Source organism: Paenibacillus sp. DCT19 (assembly GCF_003268635.1).
In the GTDB taxonomy this organism is placed as follows: domain Bacteria; phylum Bacillota; class Bacilli; order Paenibacillales; family Paenibacillaceae; genus Paenibacillus.
In genome coordinates, this window is sequence record NZ_CP029639.1 from 4,840,309 (window position 1) to 4,857,396 (window position 17,088).

The following is a 17,088-nucleotide window of genomic DNA, read 5'->3' on the forward strand; positions in this document are numbered from 1 at the left end:
TGTCGTTTACGTATTCTGTTGTGTTCTCTTGTGATGTAAGCGTAACATAATCATTTCACAAAATCAACTTCACTGAACAGCAGTATATTTTGAACACTGTAAACTTACCGTGGCATACGCAATATTGCTGCTCTAAGCGCGTTGGCTCCCTCTTCCGTTTCCAAATAACTTACAGGACTTTGGTCCCCCAGAGCAGGGATGTTCTTCTCTAGCCATTTAAATGTGTACTCCCCCATTTCACACAAAAGCACTCGACTCACATCTTCCGGAATTTTCTGTAATCGTGCGCGTTCTATCCACTTCGGATCCACCTGCGCATATAACTCATCAAACAATTGAACGAACGCATCCCAATTTGCCTGATTAAACTCTTCCGAATAGATCCCTTTCATACTCATGTAATATCACTCCCCATATGACTAGTCCGGTCTCACACAAATTCATCCTAAAGCCGCTTTGAAACAGCTCCTGTAACCGTTAGACTTAATTTTAAATGTTTTTCGGGGGAAAGAATAGTCAAGGAGGATTCATCATGTCTCAAGAAGAAAACACTTCCGGCTGGGATGCCATTGATGCTGCGGCTCGCGCACTCTATGGTCATCAAGAGCCTAAACACTACGGGACTGCAATCCCTTATATGCTTGGTGGTTCTGATCCTCTCAATGGAATAAGTGCATATCGTGTGGAGACACCAACGCCGCATTGGCATTTCGTCACGTATGGCTTCTCAGAACTCTACGATAAAGAAACAGCTGACCCTGAACATAGTGGTTATGGATTCGAATTGACCTTCCGACTACTGCGGAATGTGGAGGAAGAAGAACCTCCCGCATGGGCACTGAACCTGTTGCAAAATATCGGAAGATACGTCTTCAACAGCGGCAATATCTTTCATGCAGGAGATTATATGGACGCTAACGGTCCAATCTGTCTTGGCTCTGACACACTGCTAACTGCACTAGCTTTTATCGAGGATCCTGATCTTGAAGAGATATCTACACCGAACGGTAACGTTCAATTCATTCAGATGGTCGGCGTGACATGTAGAGAGCTGGAGACGATACAGACATGGAATACACGTGGATTCTTAGCTGCATGCGCTAGCTTTATGCCGAAATATGTTACCGATCTCATGCGTAACTCCTATGTGGATATTCCTGTCGTGGAAGAGGCTGTAGCCAGAGGTATCGAGCAAGAAGGTTCTAGCACTGCCTTCCTGTTCAACCAACAACTTGAATGGACGTCTAATCATCAAGAAACGCTTCGAAATACTGAATCTGCTGTACTTCAAGTTGGAGCCAAGCAGGCTCGACTTATCGGCAGAATATTACGTAGTCGCACGGCAAAAGGAGATTCTCTCTCCTTAATCGGATCTAACGTGAACATCACGTTTAAGGCTGGAGACGAGCCATCTTTACACGAGAACGAAAACGAAGTTACCTTAACCGTAAATGAAGCAGCGGTCGCTGAGCTTATGGAGAAACTTAAACCAAAAGCGCAAACGTTCGATTTAAACACCCTTCCGGGTATCACCTTCCGCATTGTACGTACGGAAATTACCGACCCAGACGGGAACATCATTGATACGATTGGCTAATAACGAGAGATATAATGACGACAAGTTGTATCGCAAGGAGGAAACGATATGAGTGCGACAACAACCGCTTTAAGCAAGCATTGGCCTACAACCCAAATGCCTGTATCCAAGGCAGCGCAGATCAACTATTTATCCAAACCCCAGCTCGACCGGGTTCTAAAAATCAATCATTTTCTAATCCGAGCCTTTCAGCACAGCATCTCTAATATTAAAGAAAATTTATCAGGAACGTATATGTTCCTCCTTACAGATTCAGATGGCGTTCTCATCGCTATGGATCACAGTTGTGATCTAACCTCTGAAGTGCAGCAGTCTCCTATTCGCCTGGGGATGATCTTCACAGCCAAGAGCTGTGGTGTCAACGCTATATCCGAAACGATGGATCAACATAAACCGATATTTCTACCACCAGAGTTGCATGAAAACCCACTTTTCCAAACCTGGCACTGTTATGCTACACCCCTGTCTGTGGGTCTGAAGCATTCCGGTTATTTAGATGTGTCTACGATTAACGCTGATCTACAGAGTGAACTTATTGCTATAGCCAAGCTCATTCCTGCATTTATGCAAAATAGCTATCAGAGTCTGCAAGCCTCTCAGGCTACTGGACAGACTTCGGTGGAATTCACCGATCGCCAGTTAACGATCCTCGAGATGATCTCGAACGGACTTACCGTTAAGGCGATTGCACTCCAATTAAAAATCAAGGAATGCACCGTTAATCATCACAAAAAAGTAATTTTTAACAAATTAGGTGTGCAATCGAGCACTGAAGCTGTTTCAATGGCTAGTCGATTGTCTTATTTATAACAGGTACCCCTATAGATTCCTATAGGTGGGAAAAGAGAACAGGTGTGCTAACATTATAGAGTACATATGTACACTTGAAATGCGTGTTCAAAAGCGGACTTTTGAACAGCCTCTTTATTCAAGTTAAGAGAACACACATCAGGAGGGTATTATGTCTATTTCTAAAAAAGCTTCACTATTTGCCATGTTAATTATGATTGTACTCGTTGCAGCTGCTTGTGGCGACAAAGCCGATACTGCTGCAGGCACAGATGACACGACCAAAACAGAAACATCCACTGCGGGCACAGATACAGATAACACCGCAAAAGAGGATTCAGAAAACACGGAAAGCACAGAAACCACTACGGAAACTACTACGGAAGCAGCTTCAGAAGATAACACCCAAAATGTCGAGCTTGGAACGACGGAAAAAGGTAGCTATAACAACGATTACTTTGGTGTATCCCTGAAATTCCCTGAAGCATGGGAGTTCCAAGATGCTGCGGGTATGAATCAATTGACTAGCGCTTCTTCCGAAGCTATTGCTGGTGATGATGCAACGAAGAAAAAACAACTAGAATTGTCCCAGGAAAAAACACTCAACCTGTTAATGGCATCTGAATTGCCACTTGGCGGACAACAAGTTGGTCCTTCCGCTATGGCAATCGCTGAGAAGGTAAGTTTGCTGCAAGGCATCCGTACAGGTAAAGACTATCTCGAAGCAACAAAAGAGTTCATGCAAGCGAGTCAGTTCCCGTATGATTACAAAGACATCACCACTGAAACGATCGGTGGCAAAGAGATGGATCTGATGCAAATCACGATGGACGCTGGCAATGGCACAACGATTACGCAAGACTACTACAGTGCTATTATCGAAGGTTATGCTTTTAACTTTATCTTTACGTACCTTGACGACAAGAGCAAAGCAGAGATTGATACGATCAAAAAATCTGTACAATTCAAGTAATCTTCTTGCCATTATAGGTATACATCATACGTATAGAACCCCGACTAGAATCTCGCTGATTCATGGCCGGGGTTCTTTTTCGTTACAACGCTGTACCGTCACAGCTCCGTTTAACTAGATATGGCTACCCAATGCCCGTCAGACACTTCGACCCAACTGGAATGTTCCAATTGATAGCGATCCACACCAGCATCTCGGTGCTCATCACTTACGATTCGTTTCTTCTTCGACTCGATCGCAGGGTCTGGAACAGGAATGGCCGATAACAATGCCTTCGTGTAGGCGTGCTGAGGATTGCTGTATAACTCTTCACTCTCAGCTAACTCCACAATTTTGCCATTATACATAACCGCTACACGGTCACTGATATGTTTAACCATCGATAGATCATGCGCAATGAAGAGATAGGTCAGACCAAGACGCTGCTGCAACTCTTCTAGTAACTGCACAATCTGCGCCTGAATGGAGACATCTAGTGCGGATAAAGGCTCATCACATACAATAAACTCCGGTTCCACGGCCAGCGCCCTTGCAATCCCAATCCGCTGCCGTTGCCCTCCTGAGAATTCATGTGGATAACGCTGGGCATGCGATGGATCAAGCCCTACTAGTTCTAATAATTCCTCTACCCGCTTCTCACGATCCGACGTATTTTTAGCTAACCCGTGAATATCGAGCGCTTCGCCAATAATGTCCATGATTCTCATTTTGGGATTCAATGAAGCATACGGATCTTGGAAGATAATCTGCATATGCCTTCTCATGGTTTTCATCTCGGAAGCAGACAGACGATTGAGCGGAACTCCTTTAAACAACACTTCACCGCCCGTAGGCTCATGCAATCTAAGAATTGCACGTCCAGTCGTGGACTTACCGCTGCCTGATTCCCCCACGACCCCCAGCGTCTCCCCTTGGCGAATATAAAAGCTAATATCATTCACGGCCTTCAGCGTATTACCCTTGCCCAGATTGAAATGCTGGCGAAGAGACTTCACCTCCAGCAAAGGTTGATGATCCTCCAGATCACGAGGAACAAGGGAGACCGGCTTGGGCTTCTTCTTCTCATCCAGTCGAGGTAAAGCGTTAAGTAATCTGGAAGTGTACGGGTGTTTCGGACTTGCAAAAATCTCGGCCGTTGTGCCCGTTTCTACGATCTCCCCACTTTTCATGACCACGACCCGATCACACATACCTGCAACAACCCCAAGGTCATGGGTTATCAAAATGATCGAGGTACCTAGTTGCTGCTGCATATTTTTCATCAAATCCAGAATCTGTGCCTGAATGGTTACATCAAGCGCAGTCGTGGGTTCATCGGCAATCAATAGCTCAGGTCGGCAAGCAAGTGCAATAGCGATCATGACACGCTGACGCATTCCCCCGGAGAACTCATGTGGATACTGATTGTAACGTACCTCGCCTTGTGATATACCCACCAGCTCAAGCATTGCTATCGCTTGTTTCTTTGCTTCTCGCCTGGACACTTTCTGATGTTTAATCAAACTCTCCGAAATTTGTTTACCAATCTTAATGGTCGGATTAAGTGAACTCATTGGATCTTGAAAGATCATTCCGATATCCCGACCTCGGATGCTTTCCATTTCCTTCTGCGTTTTGTTCACAAGATTGGTTCCCTTGAACCAGATCTCCCCCTGTTTCATACGTGAAGGTGGAGATGCCAGCAATCTCATAATGGAGCGAGCCGTTACACTTTTGCCACTACCAGACTCTCCTACAATACCAAGTGTCTCACCTGGACGCACCTCGAAACTGACGTTCTTAACCGCCTCAAACTCATTCTCCCCAGAATGAAAAGAGACCGATAGATCATTTACCTTTAACAAAGGTTGCATCACAACACCTGCTTCCTTCCATATTTTCATAACCTTACGTATGTACACTCTTTATTCCTTGACAATCCGTAGACCCTAAAATAATATATACTATATCCATCGGAATAATGCAATTTTAACTTGGATGAAAGGAGGTTCACCTGGGTTGAACTTAGCAGAAGGCAGCAGAATGTCACGGCTTGCGCACACCTTGGGCTTTATCTACGACAAAATGTTGCTCCACCCCTCCTATCGATATGTTCTATTCATTCTCGGCTTGCCCGTTAATTTAATCGTGTTATTGGTCTGGAGATCCAGAAGACAACAGGATGGCTGGAAGGTCGCTAGGCAAGAAGCAGAAGAGGAAATGCTGACCCACGCCTATCGAGATCAACTTCGCGGAGAAATAGAAGAACAACTTCGACGGAAGCATCGCTTCTTCAAGCAGCATGTCAGTGAGAGCGAATTTCAACGTGAAACGCAAGAATGGCTAGAAGAAACACTTCGCAAAGAGGTGAACGAGCGTACAACATTCAAGCTTCGGGAAAAAGGACAACAACGAACAACGATGGCGGATACCTTCCGCTCACTGATTAACCATCCGTGGTTTCTCGTCTTATCCATTATTCCAGGCTGTCTGATGTACGGCATTTTATTGTTGTATGGCAATCCCTATCTCAAGTACATATTTGAAAGACTACTCATGACTATATTCGTCATAATGGGCGTAGCCACACTTGTATTCACCATCTTATATCTGTCGCCGTTTAATCCGGCAGCTAACATTCTGGGAGAGACAGCGACACCAGAACAGATTGCAGCTTTTAATCACGTGTATGGACTAGATCAGCCCTATCTCGTGCAGCTCTGGAATAATATCAAAGGAATTGCCTTATTTGATCTAGGGAAGTCGTTTGCGGGGAATGAAGATGTCACAGCCACCATAGCTCGGAAGTTTCCGATCACGCTGACTTTGGCTGTCATCTCACTGTTGATTGCGATTGTGATCGCATTGCCGATTGGCATTATCTCAGCCATCAAGCCGAATTCATTATTTGATTATACGTTCATGTTTATCGCATTGATCGGATTATCGATTCCTAACTTCTGGCAAGGACTTATTTTCATTCTGAATTTCTCAATCAAAATGCAATGGCTACCCGCTACCTTTAACCCTCAGAACTGGTTATCCATGATTATGCCAACCATCGTTCTGGGAACCGGACTCACGGCGGCTGTTGCACGGATGACCCGTTCTTCTACGCTCGAAGTCATTCATGAAGACTACGTCATGACTGCTCGGGCTAAAGGGCTAAGTGAGCGACATGTCCTGCTAAAACATGCCGTTCGTAACGCATTGATTCCTATCGTAACGGTTGTTGGTCTACAATTTGGTGGAATGCTCGGCGGAGCCGCGGTAACAGAGAAAGTGTTTAACATCAGCGGTCTGGGCAGCTACATTGTGGATAAGCAATTTATACCCGATATTCCGAGTATTATGGGCGGAGTAGTATACACTGCAATTACGATTTCGATTATCAATGTGATCGTTGATCTGATGTACGCTTTTATTGATCCGAGGGTACGTTCCAAGATGAAACAATATTAAAGTTTGTGTTCAAAAGTCTGGTCTTCCTTATCTTTCTTACAACCGCTTAAAGCAGGTGCAATTTAAATGAAAAAATCAGGTTCTATTACACAAGAGATGCGTTTTCGACTGAAGTCTTCTTCAGAATATAGTCAGGCTAGCTTTGCCTGGATCACTTCGCTACTCCTGACATTGCTATTAGTGTTCAATAGCTATGATTATGGGGAGAACGTGTTCAAACCATTTATTCTAACTGCATTTCTGGCTTACCTGTTCTTCACACTCGTTCAGAGCTTCGTGACCTATCAATTACGCAAAGACCTGATGCGCGATGGCTCGATCTCTGTCTGGACTCGCAGGATGGGATGGATTCAACTTCTGGCCATCATCACAGGTAATATTTTTATTGTCACGGCTGCTTTTCATCTGATTCGAAGAGGTAAGAGCGTTGAGTATACCTTCGCTGTTTATACCGTGCTGACTCAGCTCTTCGTAATTGGCGTATCTGGCTTGAATTTATTCAAACCCTACGTGGCGGATACCTTTCTTCCAGCAATGGCAGTACTTCTTCTGATTATGGTGATTGATCTGATCGTGTTGTTCATCGTATCCCAGTATGCGCCAGCACAGATGCTCCCTCGCTGGATGCTAATCGTCAGTGTAGTACTTATTCTGACATCAATTACAGGCAACCTGTTTGCTCTGTTGCTAGGTGTTACCCTGCTTGGACGGATACGCCGCCAAGGGAAGCAAAAATCTAACTTCTGGAACGATCTATGGGAACGACTTGCTCCAAATGTAACTGCGATGTCAGGCTTGTTCTTCATCGTTTTCCTATTCTCGATCTCGATCTGTAGCTTCTACACGTTCGACTACAGCGTAGCCGTGGAGAACAATTACTCAGCCCTGTTACAACCACCTTCTCTCGCCTACCCGCTTGGGACGGATGATTTTGGACGCGACCTGTTCTCCCGAATTGTATTCGGTGCTCGAATTTCTCTCATTGTAGGTTGTATGTCAACCATCATTCCCGTATTGATTGGTGGGGTGCTCGGAGCATTCTCAGGCTTCTATGGTAAACATACAGACAATATCATCATGCGACTGCTCGATGTATTGTACGCTATACCAGGTATCCTGCTCGCAATTGCAATCATCGCGGCATTTGGAGCGAATACCGTTAACCTGATCCTGGCGCTTAGCCTTGGCTCTATCCCGACTTACGCTCGAACAATGAGAGCGAGTGTGCTCTACGTATCTACCTTTGAATTCGTAGAGGCAGCACGTGCACTCGGATATAACAATCGTTCCATCATTTTCAAACACATCATTCCGAACTCGCTAGCTCCTATGATCATCAAGTCTACACTTACGATTGGTGGAGCCGTCATCGCCACGAGTAGCTTAAGTTATCTCGGACTCGGCGTTGAGCCGCATATTCCGGAATGGGGCAACATTCTCAAACTCGGCAGTACGTATCTGGAGACACATTCGTATCTTGCCATTTATCCCGGTCTTGCCATTATTCTACTTGTTCTTTCGTTTAACTTTCTCGGTGACGGACTGCGCGACGCGCTTGATCCTAAGCTTGAAAAAGCATAATTTTATTTAATTTTTATGTTCTACTAAACGTTTTACACGAGAACGGAGAGGACAGAAATAACATGGAGAAGCAGAGCGTTCGGCTAAAAGCTTTCTGAAAGAAAGCTGCATCGGAAGCATACGCTATCCCCGGATTTCCCCTTAGAAAAGGAGAATCAAGAAAATCTGGGGATAACAGCGATCGGAAGGTTATTCTGTCATCGGAGTGGCAAGTGTAAACATTTTTAGGCGAACTCATTCATTCCAATAGGAGGTATTTTCATGAAAAAACGTACACTCATTTCGCTGTTACTTATCTTGGTCATTGTGATCTCCGGATGCAGCGTTAAAACAAAGAGCGACACTCAGTCTGAAGCATCAACTTCGGATACAACAGAAACTACCACGAATCAAGCACCAGTAGACATTACATTGCTGGCACAAAGTTCTTCCGAGAACGATGTAAACATCATCCGTGACCAACTGACTAAGAACGGGTTCAACGTGAAGTTGAACCTGCAACCGGATTACGGTAGCTACAAATCCCAACAGGACGCTGGGAATTATGACATTGCTTTGTCAAGCTGGACAACCGTTACGGGAAACCCGGACTATGCCGTTCGTTCTCTGTTCAAAACAGGCGGAGATTACAGCATTTTGGCTGATGAAGAAATCGACAAATTGATTGATGAAGCAGCTACGCAAACGCCAGACCAATACAAGGAAACATACAAGAAATTGGAGCAACGTCTGGTAACTGATCAAGCGTACATCGCTCCAGTCTATAACTCACTCAAAAACCAGGCACTGAATAAAGATGTGATAAACCAAGATACTGTGCGTTTGTCCAAATCTCGTGCAATGGCTTGGGAACCGATTCAATTCAAGGACAGCTCCAAAAATGAAACTGATCCTCTGATCTTGACGCAAAGCGCGTCTGTACTAACCTCTCTTGATCCGATCAAAGGTAATGATGGTTCCATCAACCAACTGAATACCAATATGTATGTACGTCTAGTCAACCTGACGGATGACGACCAACTGACTGCTGAGGGATCCCTGTCCCATAACTTCAGCATCGCGGATGGAAACTCCGAGTACTACTTCGTCTTGAGAGATGATATTAATTTTGCCAAAATCGAAAACAAAAAAGCAGTAGATACAGGTGAACGCGTTGGTGCGGACGACGTAATCTTCTCCATGGATCGTGCCAAAAATAAAGATTCCGTACCTGATCACCGGACATACAGCTTGCATGAGCACATCCAAAAAACCGAGCTGGTTACAGATCTGAGCGTGCTTGAGTCTACGCAACAAACTGGTGGTGGCGGTTCAATCAAGGATGCATTGGAACAAGGATTAGACAGCAAAATTACAGAGCTTGTATCTGACAAAACCAAAGCAGACAACGGAGCAGGTAAATATCAAGTTATCAAACTGACAACAACTGAACCATTCCCGCAAGTATTGAACTACCTGGCTCACCAATCTGCTGGTATCGTGTCCAAGAAACAAGTGGAAAGCATCAACACTTATGATGTAGCATCCTTTGATGTGAACAAAGACATCCCTTACGGCGATCAGAACACAGTAACCGAAGGAGCAGCGTACAACAATACGTTGTATACAAGCGGACCATACATTTTGTCATACAAAAATGACTATGAAGGTGTATTCCTGAAAAATCCTGGCTATCGCACAGGAAGTGAGTATGCACCGAAAATTTCACAAGTAAATGTACGCTTTATCGCAGATGCGGACAGCGCACTTTCCGCTCTGCGTAGCGGTGAGATCCACCTCTACTACGGTGTGCCTGAAACGAAGTATGACATCGTTGAGAGTGACAGTAAGCTGCACCTACAGAGCATCCCAAGCAACGCGGTATCTTACTTGCTGTTCAACACAGCAAATCGTGAAGTATCCAAGAGCAGTGACCTGAGAAAAGCTGTGCTGTACTCTATCAATCAGGATGAGATTCTACAGTTCTACAAAAACAACAAACTGAAAGCATTCTCCACATTAAGTCCACTGGTTGACACAGGCAATGAATTAAAAGCTGATCCAGCCAAAGTAAAAGAGTTCTTGAGCAACTACAACGCTTCAAAATAAACGGTTAACAACAAACGGCTGTACCAGATCTGTTCTTGATCGTGGTACAGCCGTTTTGTATTCCATTTTAATGGCATTTTCATAGTTATTTAGTGCGAATATCTTCGTTGTACCCCAGGCCATAGGGTTACGATCTGAATTCCTATGCCCCATGCAAAATAGATTAAGTGGATCAACGAGGCGGCCTGAATCCAGTACACCTGTGCCATAATCCAGATCAAGAGCGCAAATCCGATATATAAGGAGAACGTCCAACCCCAGTAGCGGTCAGGAAAGAGATTAAGCTTCTCACAGAGCGCTGAGCGAATGTAGCGTACAAGCGAAATACCGATGATCAAAGGCATCACGCCAAGAACTAACATTAACAATATGCCCGGAATCAGAAAGTTGGCAAATGGAGAATGCTCCAATAACGAACTCGGTAAACCAATTGCGTTCCCCGTCGGATCGATAATTAACATTATTCCTCCAGCAAGTGCTCCTACCCCTAATATCCCATGTATCATTGCAAGTAGCCACGATCTGCCTAATGTTGGCTTTACCATGAACCCCGCCTCCCACTCCATTCATTTCTCAACCTCCTGCCAAAACATTACTATACATGACGATTAGATCCGACCACACTAATAACATTTTCACACAAGGTGCACCACGTTCCTATGCTTCTTGTCACTACAAGGATTCGACAATATCTATCATGGAAAAACTTGATAAAGGAACGTATGTTCGGTATAATAGAAATCTATCCTGAATGAGCGAGAGGCAGATATGGACGACAAATTTATTAAGGAATTACGCGAGATTAGTCGGGATGACAGACGGAGATCTGAATTCATGATTCAAGGCTTAAAAGAAACGTTAGAGGGAAGAAAAGCAGAGAATGCATTTAAACGTTGGATTCGGCGCAAGAAGGAACAGAAGAGAATTACGGAACGATTCAATCAAGCTTCATCATCGGATCATAAGTAGTTAAAGTAGTAAATAGAAAAAAGGAGGCTTTCGCCTCCCTTGCATTTTACATAATACATTTGTATAAGACGATACCTTAATTAGATTTATGGCAGAATAGCAAAGGATCTTACCGGAAACCCGGATGCTTTCTCTGCTTTGGGAACGAGATTGAAGATGACTGCGCCTTTGGCAGGAACCTGATCCAAGTTTGTCAGAAGCTCGACCTGATATGTATCCTGTGCCAAGACATAGTATTCGGCTAGTAAAGCTCCATTTTTGCGATAATCTATTGCTGAATCTGTATCAAAGGTCTCGTGACCGATAGCCTTTACGCTCCGTTCTTCAAACAGAAATTTTAGTGCGCTTACCGACCATCCTGGTGCATGACTGTTCCCATCAGCATCTTTATTATTAAATAACTCATGGCTTGGCCAGCGCTTGCTCCAATCGGTACGTAGAGCAACGAAGCTGCCCGCTTCAATCTCACCGTGTTCTTGTTCGAATGCTAGAATATGCTCTACATCCAGCGTAAAGTCAGGGTTGCTTGCTACGGCTGCCGACTGATCAATTACAACTAGTGGTAATACTAACTCTTTCAACCCAAGTTGATCCAGATAACGAGTATCACGCACAAAATGGATCGGTGCATCTAGATGCGTGCCATATTGCCCAGGAAATCGAAAGCTTTGTGCAAAAAATCCTTGGTCGTGATTGAATAGCGTATCGAATTGAGCTGCATCAAAGGCTGAGAAGTGAGGTGAATCTGGCCCAAAGGTATGTGTCAGATCTACCCACTTTTTTTCTTTTAACAATTGAATAGCTTGAATAAGTTCAGTCGACATCAGGATCACCTCATATGTAGAATGGAATAAATTTCCCCTATTATATCTCAACGCTGCACATTGGTGAAGAATTTGTTGTGCTGCAAACTTCATACGAACGAACAGGAACACATTAAAAAACCGCTCTCCTGTATGGAGAACGGCATATGATCTTAAGGTTGTAAAGCGTTAATTCCACTGCAATATTCACCCTTTATCCATCTTCAGCTTGCTTGATCAACTCTCGGATTCCAAACTAATTCGTGGTAATAACCAACTTACCCCGTGTATGATGTGACTCACTTTTTTCGTGAGCATCACGCAATCCCTGTTCAGTTAACGGATACGTTTCATCAATGATCGACTTCAATTTCCCTTCAGCTGCGAGCTCTGCCAACTGTTCAAGTTGATCTCCCTTGGGTTCCATCATGAACACGCTACCTATCACGCCAGTTTCCTTCGCCAGCTTCTCATCCGGCTGCTGCACAAGTGATACCAGACGTCCGCCAGATTTCAACACCTTGAAGCTGTTCCGCTGTATGTCGCCGCCCATCGTATCCAATACAACATCGTAGTCTGAGAGAATCTGCGAGAAATCCTGTTCCTTGTAGTTAATGAAATGATCCACACCTAACGAGCGAAGTAACTCTTCATTTGCTGCACTCGCGGTGGAAGCAACTTCAGCACCCAGCGATTTGGCAATTTGAATGGCATATGTGCCTACTCCACCCGCACCGGCATGAATAAGCACCTTCTGTCCTTTGCCCAAGCGCCCATGATCCACCAGTGCCTGCCAAGCTGTCATCGCGGCGAGTGGAATCGCAGCTGCTTCCTCAAAGCTCAACTGCTCCGGTATGCGGGCAACAATATCTGCATCTACAGCAACATATTCCGCGTAGGTTCCGAATTGCCGCGGACGAGCGAATACCCGATCCCCTGCTCTGAAACGCGTAACGTTTGAACCCGCTTCAACCACAGTACCTGCGACATCACCACCCAGAATCATCGGTAGCTGATCTGCCGCTTCTTTCAAGTGACCTTGTCTTATTTTGAAATCAACTGGATTAACAGATGTCGCCTGTGTGCGGATCAAAACCTGATTCACACCGCATGACGGTTTATTAACTTCCTTTTCCTTCAATTGCTCAGGTCCACCAAATGCTTCAATCACTATAGCTTTCATGCTAAATCCCTTCCTTTCTTGAAAATGGAATGACATGTAATAGGTTATTCTCATAATCTTCTCTATTTATGATTACCCCATTCATCGGTTTACTTGACCTGAGGTCACAGCATTTTCATTCCATAAGCCAGGGACGAGCTAGTGATATTATTGAATTTTTTGTAAAAATCTTAGAACCGCTTCTTCCAATTGTTTCAAACCCGGTTGTTCTATAGGAAAATGACCTGCTCCCTCCAAAATGACACATTCCTTCTCCACGGCTAGACGGTCAAAGAATGATTGACTGAAGTGTAACGGGGTCATTGGATCCTGTTCAGGATGAACCAGTAGCACCGGGCACTGGCTGAATTGTTCAGGGCTCACCTCTAGCGTTTTATTAAGGAATGTTCTTAATAGCTCCAAAGGGACAGACGTGCCCGCAGCCTGTGGATCATTCATAATGAGACGGGTTAAGTCCTTATTATTCGTAATTAGTTCCATGCGAGAGACCCGTTTAACCGAAATACGTATAGGATCTAATAGACCAGGTAAAAGATCCATCATACGCTTACCTACACGACTAACTAATCGATTCGAAGTAATCTGGTCACGCAGATCAGGGTCACTTGTATCTACAAATGTAGTTGCAATTAATCCCTTAACATGTTTATTTCGTACACTGGCGTGATAGGCCAACATTCCACCAATGCTACTGCCTAATACAACGAACGGTTTACCGTCTTTACTGTACTCTCTTTCCATAAGGTCAACTAACAGTGTGATCCATAATTCATAGTTTATCCGCTTGCCATGCAATGAATAGCTTAGTCCATACGGTGGTAGATCGGGTGAAATCACCTCGTAACCATTGTTCTGTAACATTCGTGCATAGGGAGCGAGTAACCGCCCATTTCCCCAGCGCCATGAATAAACAAAATTTTGATAGGAGACTCTGGTACAGGTAATCGGTCAATGTGAAGATGAATTCCGTTGCTTTCCCACCATTCCTCCTCAGGGGAAGTATTTTCACTCAATCTAACTTCTTCAGGAAAAAAAGACTGATACTGCTTCCAATACAAATGTGTTGTCTGGTATGAAGGCAAACTTTTTTGCATATGTACACTCCTACTCCTATGTCTACCAAAAAAACCTTACGATGTACGGCTATATGACTCGTCCACTAATCATACTTAATCTTATACCACATATCCCTTCATCCGGGAACTGCACGTTACCCGTTACCATGTATGCACCGCCTCATCGATCATTTGACAGAGCCAAAATACTATCATACAGCATGTTACCTCGAATGAAGGTGCAAAAAAGCGCCACACCTTGGAGACGATAATTCTCCAAAGAAGTGTGACGCCTTTCTTGCCTTATACCTGTCAACACAGCTTATCATGTCTATCAAGGCTATTGAAATTACCTGCTTATCCGTTTTCCTTTCGTTTCCCCCGATTCCGGAACCGTTCATACCTCGCATACAGGCGAGGAGATTCTTTTGTCAGAATAGGTCCAAGCACTGCCAGAATCAGCACGTATAACACGGCAAATGACTGAATGGAAGCCATCAGACCTCCAGCCTTACCGATATTCGCCATAATGATGGAGAACTCTCCCGCGAAACTAGAGTGAAGCCTACATTCAACGAAGCCTTCGTCGACATACCCGCCATTTTACCAGCAATCATGCCTGCACCGTAATTGCTAACAATGGTCAGAACGACGGCAATCAGTGTCATCCCGACAGCACCACCGAGAGAAGATGGCTCAATGGTCAGGCCAAAGCTGAAGAAAAACAGCGCACCAAAGAAGTCCTTGAACGGCATAATTTGCTGTTCAATTCGGCTGACATGTCTGGATTCGCCAAGCACAAGTCCAATCATTAACGCACCGATCGCCTCAGCGACATGCAGCGTTTCCGAGAATCCGGCCACAAGGAATAGAAGTGTCATGATGGTAAGCAAGAATAATTCCGATGACTTAATGTTGAGTGCTTTATCAATAGCTTTGATACTCTTCCTGCCAATAATCAGGAACAATACGATAAAAAGCAGCGCAGAGAGCGATACTAACAGCACACTCAGGAACGAGGTCGCCCCGCTCAGTACAAGTCCAGTCAGAATCGAGATATGGATTGCGATGAATAGATCATCAAACATGATCATGCCCATAATAATTTCCGTTTCAGGGTTCGCCGTCCGCTTCAAATCCACAAGCACTTTGGCTACGATCGCTGTAGATGAACTGGTCATGATGCCGCACACAACCATCGTTTCCTGAAGGGGCAGACTCATCAACCAGCCTAACAGCAAACCTGAAACAAAATTAAGACCTACATAGAATACACCACCCGTAAGGATGGCTTTACCCGATTTCAACAATCGGGAGACCGAGAACTCCAGTCCCAGATAAAACAATAAAAATAAAATACCCAGCCTGCCCATAAACTCAATAAAAGACGAGCTTTCGATAAATCGTAAATCCACAATGCCAAACTGCGGTGCATGCGGTCCAACAGCCATACCGACCAGGATGTAAAATGGAATAACTGAAAATCGTAGTCGTGCAGATATTAATCCTGTAAGTGTAATTAGCGCAACGGCAATTCCCACCTCAAATATGAGCATATCCATAGGCTATAGCCTTCCATCAACAAGCAAACGTTTGAGCTCTCTGAGCTGCTCGCGCTCTCCTGCAACAACAAGGGTTGCCCCTGCGGTAAACGCATACTCAGGCCCTGGGTTAAGCTGCTTCGCCCTATCCTTCTCCACCACAGCCAGAATGACTGCGCCTGTAGCCTGGCGAATGTTCAGATCCCCGATGGTCTGCCCAACACTTGCCGCATGCGGCTCAATCCGCAGCCATTCAATCAGCAACCCATCTAGCATAACCTCGCGCTGCTCCTGAAATTGCGGTTTATACGTCATCCACCGACTATAGCGGCGACCGCTCTTGCCTCATCATCATCCAATGTCACCAAAGACCTCATATCTCCAGGTTCATCCGGTAGATCTCCGGGCTCCATATGAAATAGATCCCGCCGCTCGTCATTATGAATGACAATCACCAGATGCTCACCGCTGCGTGTGTGCAGCCAGTACTTCCGACCAATGCCGGGCAGATCTGTCTCTTTAAAGTGCATAATCTGCACCTCCTTCGACCTTCCGCGTAACCGGCTCGCGCTGCAATTGAATATCTGTAATGCGCACCCGCATGGAACCTGCAGGGATATTCACACTCCGGGTTTCCCCTTTGTGAGCAAGCAACAATTGTCTCCCCACCGGAGAAAGGAACGAAATACGATTCTCGTCTGCATCTGCCTCTTCCGGCATTACGATCCAGAACGAATCCGATGTGTGGAAGTCCACATATTCGAAAGTGATCCAGCTTCCAATTAGCACAGTGGAATCCAACAGTTCATCTGATCCAGCAGCAGCTGCTCCACATGTTCTGTGTACGTGGTAAGCATTCGTTCCGTCTGGAACCATTCAGGTTCACGCACGTCAAAATAGGCGTTGAGAAATGTTTTTTTCTCTTCACCCAAAGTAATGAGCTGGCTCACCAGCATCTCTCTGCAATTATGGCAATGGGATCTATGGTTCATAATAGATCTCACCTCCTATACAAGCCTTGTTCTCTTGGTTCATGTGTCTGAATCTTTGCAACATCTTGTATGCCTC

15 protein-coding genes and 2 pseudogenes are annotated in these 17,088 nt (G+C 44.9%); 7 read left to right on the top strand and 10 right to left on the bottom strand.

What is annotated here, in order from left to right:
* Window positions 1-104 precede the first annotated feature (104 nt).
* Window positions 105-398 (bottom strand): MbcA/ParS/Xre antitoxin family protein, encoded by a 294-nt coding sequence (locus DMB88_RS22175; protein ID WP_128103092.1) that lies wholly within the window; start codon window positions 396-398, stop codon window positions 105-107.
* Between the two features lie 134 nt (window positions 399-532).
* Here DMB88_RS22175 and DMB88_RS22180 point away from each other — a divergent pair, with 134 nt between their 5' ends.
* From DMB88_RS22180 to DMB88_RS22190, 3 genes are all read left to right on the top strand, one after another.
* The gene (locus DMB88_RS22180) at window positions 533-1,597 is read left to right on the top strand and encodes a suppressor of fused domain protein (protein ID WP_128103093.1); all 1,065 of its coding nucleotides are present in this window, start codon (window positions 533-535) and stop codon (window positions 1,595-1,597) included.
* A gap of 48 nt (window positions 1,598-1,645) precedes the next feature.
* Window positions 1,646-2,407 (top strand): LuxR C-terminal-related transcriptional regulator, encoded by a 762-nt coding sequence (locus DMB88_RS22185; RefSeq protein WP_254438302.1) that lies wholly within the window; start codon window positions 1,646-1,648, stop codon window positions 2,405-2,407.
* A gap of 151 nt (window positions 2,408-2,558) precedes the next feature.
* Window positions 2,559-3,359 (top strand): hypothetical protein, encoded by an 801-nt coding sequence (locus DMB88_RS22190; RefSeq protein ID WP_128103094.1) that lies wholly within the window; start codon window positions 2,559-2,561, stop codon window positions 3,357-3,359.
* A 110-nt stretch (window positions 3,360-3,469) separates the two neighbouring features.
* Here DMB88_RS22190 and DMB88_RS22195 read toward each other — a convergent pair whose 3' ends face one another.
* The gene (locus DMB88_RS22195) at window positions 3,470-5,212 is read right to left on the bottom strand and encodes an ABC transporter ATP-binding protein (RefSeq protein ID WP_128103095.1); all 1,743 of its coding nucleotides are present in this window, start codon (window positions 5,210-5,212) and stop codon (window positions 3,470-3,472) included.
* 145 nt (window positions 5,213-5,357) lie between these two features.
* Between DMB88_RS22195 and DMB88_RS22200 the strand changes: the two genes are divergently transcribed.
* From DMB88_RS22200 to DMB88_RS22210, 3 genes are all read left to right on the top strand, one after another.
* Window positions 5,358-6,800 (top strand): ABC transporter permease, encoded by a 1,443-nt coding sequence (locus DMB88_RS22200; protein WP_128103096.1) that lies wholly within the window; start codon window positions 5,358-5,360, stop codon window positions 6,798-6,800.
* 66 nt (window positions 6,801-6,866) lie between these two features.
* Complete coding sequence (locus tag DMB88_RS22205) at window positions 6,867-8,381, top strand: ABC transporter permease (RefSeq protein ID WP_128103097.1); 1,515 nt, start codon at window positions 6,867-6,869, stop codon at window positions 8,379-8,381.
* A gap of 261 nt (window positions 8,382-8,642) precedes the next feature.
* Window positions 8,643-10,469 carry an ABC transporter substrate-binding protein gene (locus DMB88_RS22210; protein WP_128103098.1) on the top strand — a complete coding sequence of 609 codons (1,827 nt, stop codon included), beginning with the start codon at window positions 8,643-8,645 and terminating at the stop codon, window positions 10,467-10,469.
* Between the two features lie 89 nt (window positions 10,470-10,558).
* Here the strand turns inward: DMB88_RS22210 and DMB88_RS22215 are convergent, their stop codons facing one another.
* Window positions 10,559-11,014, bottom strand: a complete 456-nt coding sequence (locus DMB88_RS22215; protein ID WP_128103099.1) for a hypothetical protein — start codon at window positions 11,012-11,014, stop codon at window positions 10,559-10,561.
* A gap of 223 nt (window positions 11,015-11,237) precedes the next feature.
* On the opposite strand from DMB88_RS22215, the gene DMB88_RS22220 reads away from it, so the two are divergent.
* The gene (locus DMB88_RS22220; protein ID WP_128103100.1) at window positions 11,238-11,438 is read left to right on the top strand and encodes a hypothetical protein; all 201 of its coding nucleotides are present in this window, start codon (window positions 11,238-11,240) and stop codon (window positions 11,436-11,438) included.
* 86 nt (window positions 11,439-11,524) lie between these two features.
* Here the strand turns inward: DMB88_RS22220 and DMB88_RS22225 are convergent, their stop codons facing one another.
* From DMB88_RS22225 to DMB88_RS30330, 7 genes and pseudogenes are all read right to left on the bottom strand, one after another.
* On the bottom strand, window positions 11,525-12,262 hold the full coding sequence (locus DMB88_RS22225) for a cyclase family protein (RefSeq protein ID WP_128103101.1): 738 nt from the start codon (window positions 12,260-12,262) through the stop codon (window positions 11,525-11,527).
* A gap of 235 nt (window positions 12,263-12,497) precedes the next feature.
* Entirely contained in the window at window positions 12,498-13,424 is a 927-nt protein-coding gene (locus DMB88_RS22230; RefSeq protein ID WP_128103102.1) for an NADP-dependent oxidoreductase, read from the bottom strand.
* A gap of 147 nt (window positions 13,425-13,571) precedes the next feature.
* Window positions 13,572-14,285 carry an alpha/beta hydrolase gene (locus tag DMB88_RS22235; RefSeq protein WP_254438303.1) on the bottom strand — a complete coding sequence of 238 codons (714 nt, stop codon included), beginning with the start codon at window positions 14,283-14,285 and terminating at the stop codon, window positions 13,572-13,574.
* A 551-nt stretch (window positions 14,286-14,836) separates the two neighbouring features.
* A pseudogene (locus tag DMB88_RS22240) lies at window positions 14,837-16,041 on the bottom strand (cation:proton antiporter).
* A 3-nt stretch (window positions 16,042-16,044) separates the two neighbouring features.
* A pseudogene (locus tag DMB88_RS22245) lies at window positions 16,045-16,550 on the bottom strand (cation:proton antiporter regulatory subunit).
* Complete coding sequence (locus tag DMB88_RS22250) at window positions 16,540-16,821, bottom strand: GreA/GreB family elongation factor (RefSeq protein WP_164848764.1); 282 nt, start codon at window positions 16,819-16,821, stop codon at window positions 16,540-16,542. The pseudogene DMB88_RS22245 and the gene DMB88_RS22250 overlap by 11 nt, the downstream one beginning before the upstream one ends.
* A complete protein-coding gene (locus tag DMB88_RS30330; RefSeq protein ID WP_164848765.1) occupies window positions 16,803-17,012 on the bottom strand; it encodes a hypothetical protein in 210 nt (69 codons plus the stop codon). The genes DMB88_RS22250 and DMB88_RS30330 overlap by 19 nt, the downstream gene beginning before the upstream one ends.
* Between the last annotated feature and the right edge of the window lie 76 nt (window positions 17,013-17,088).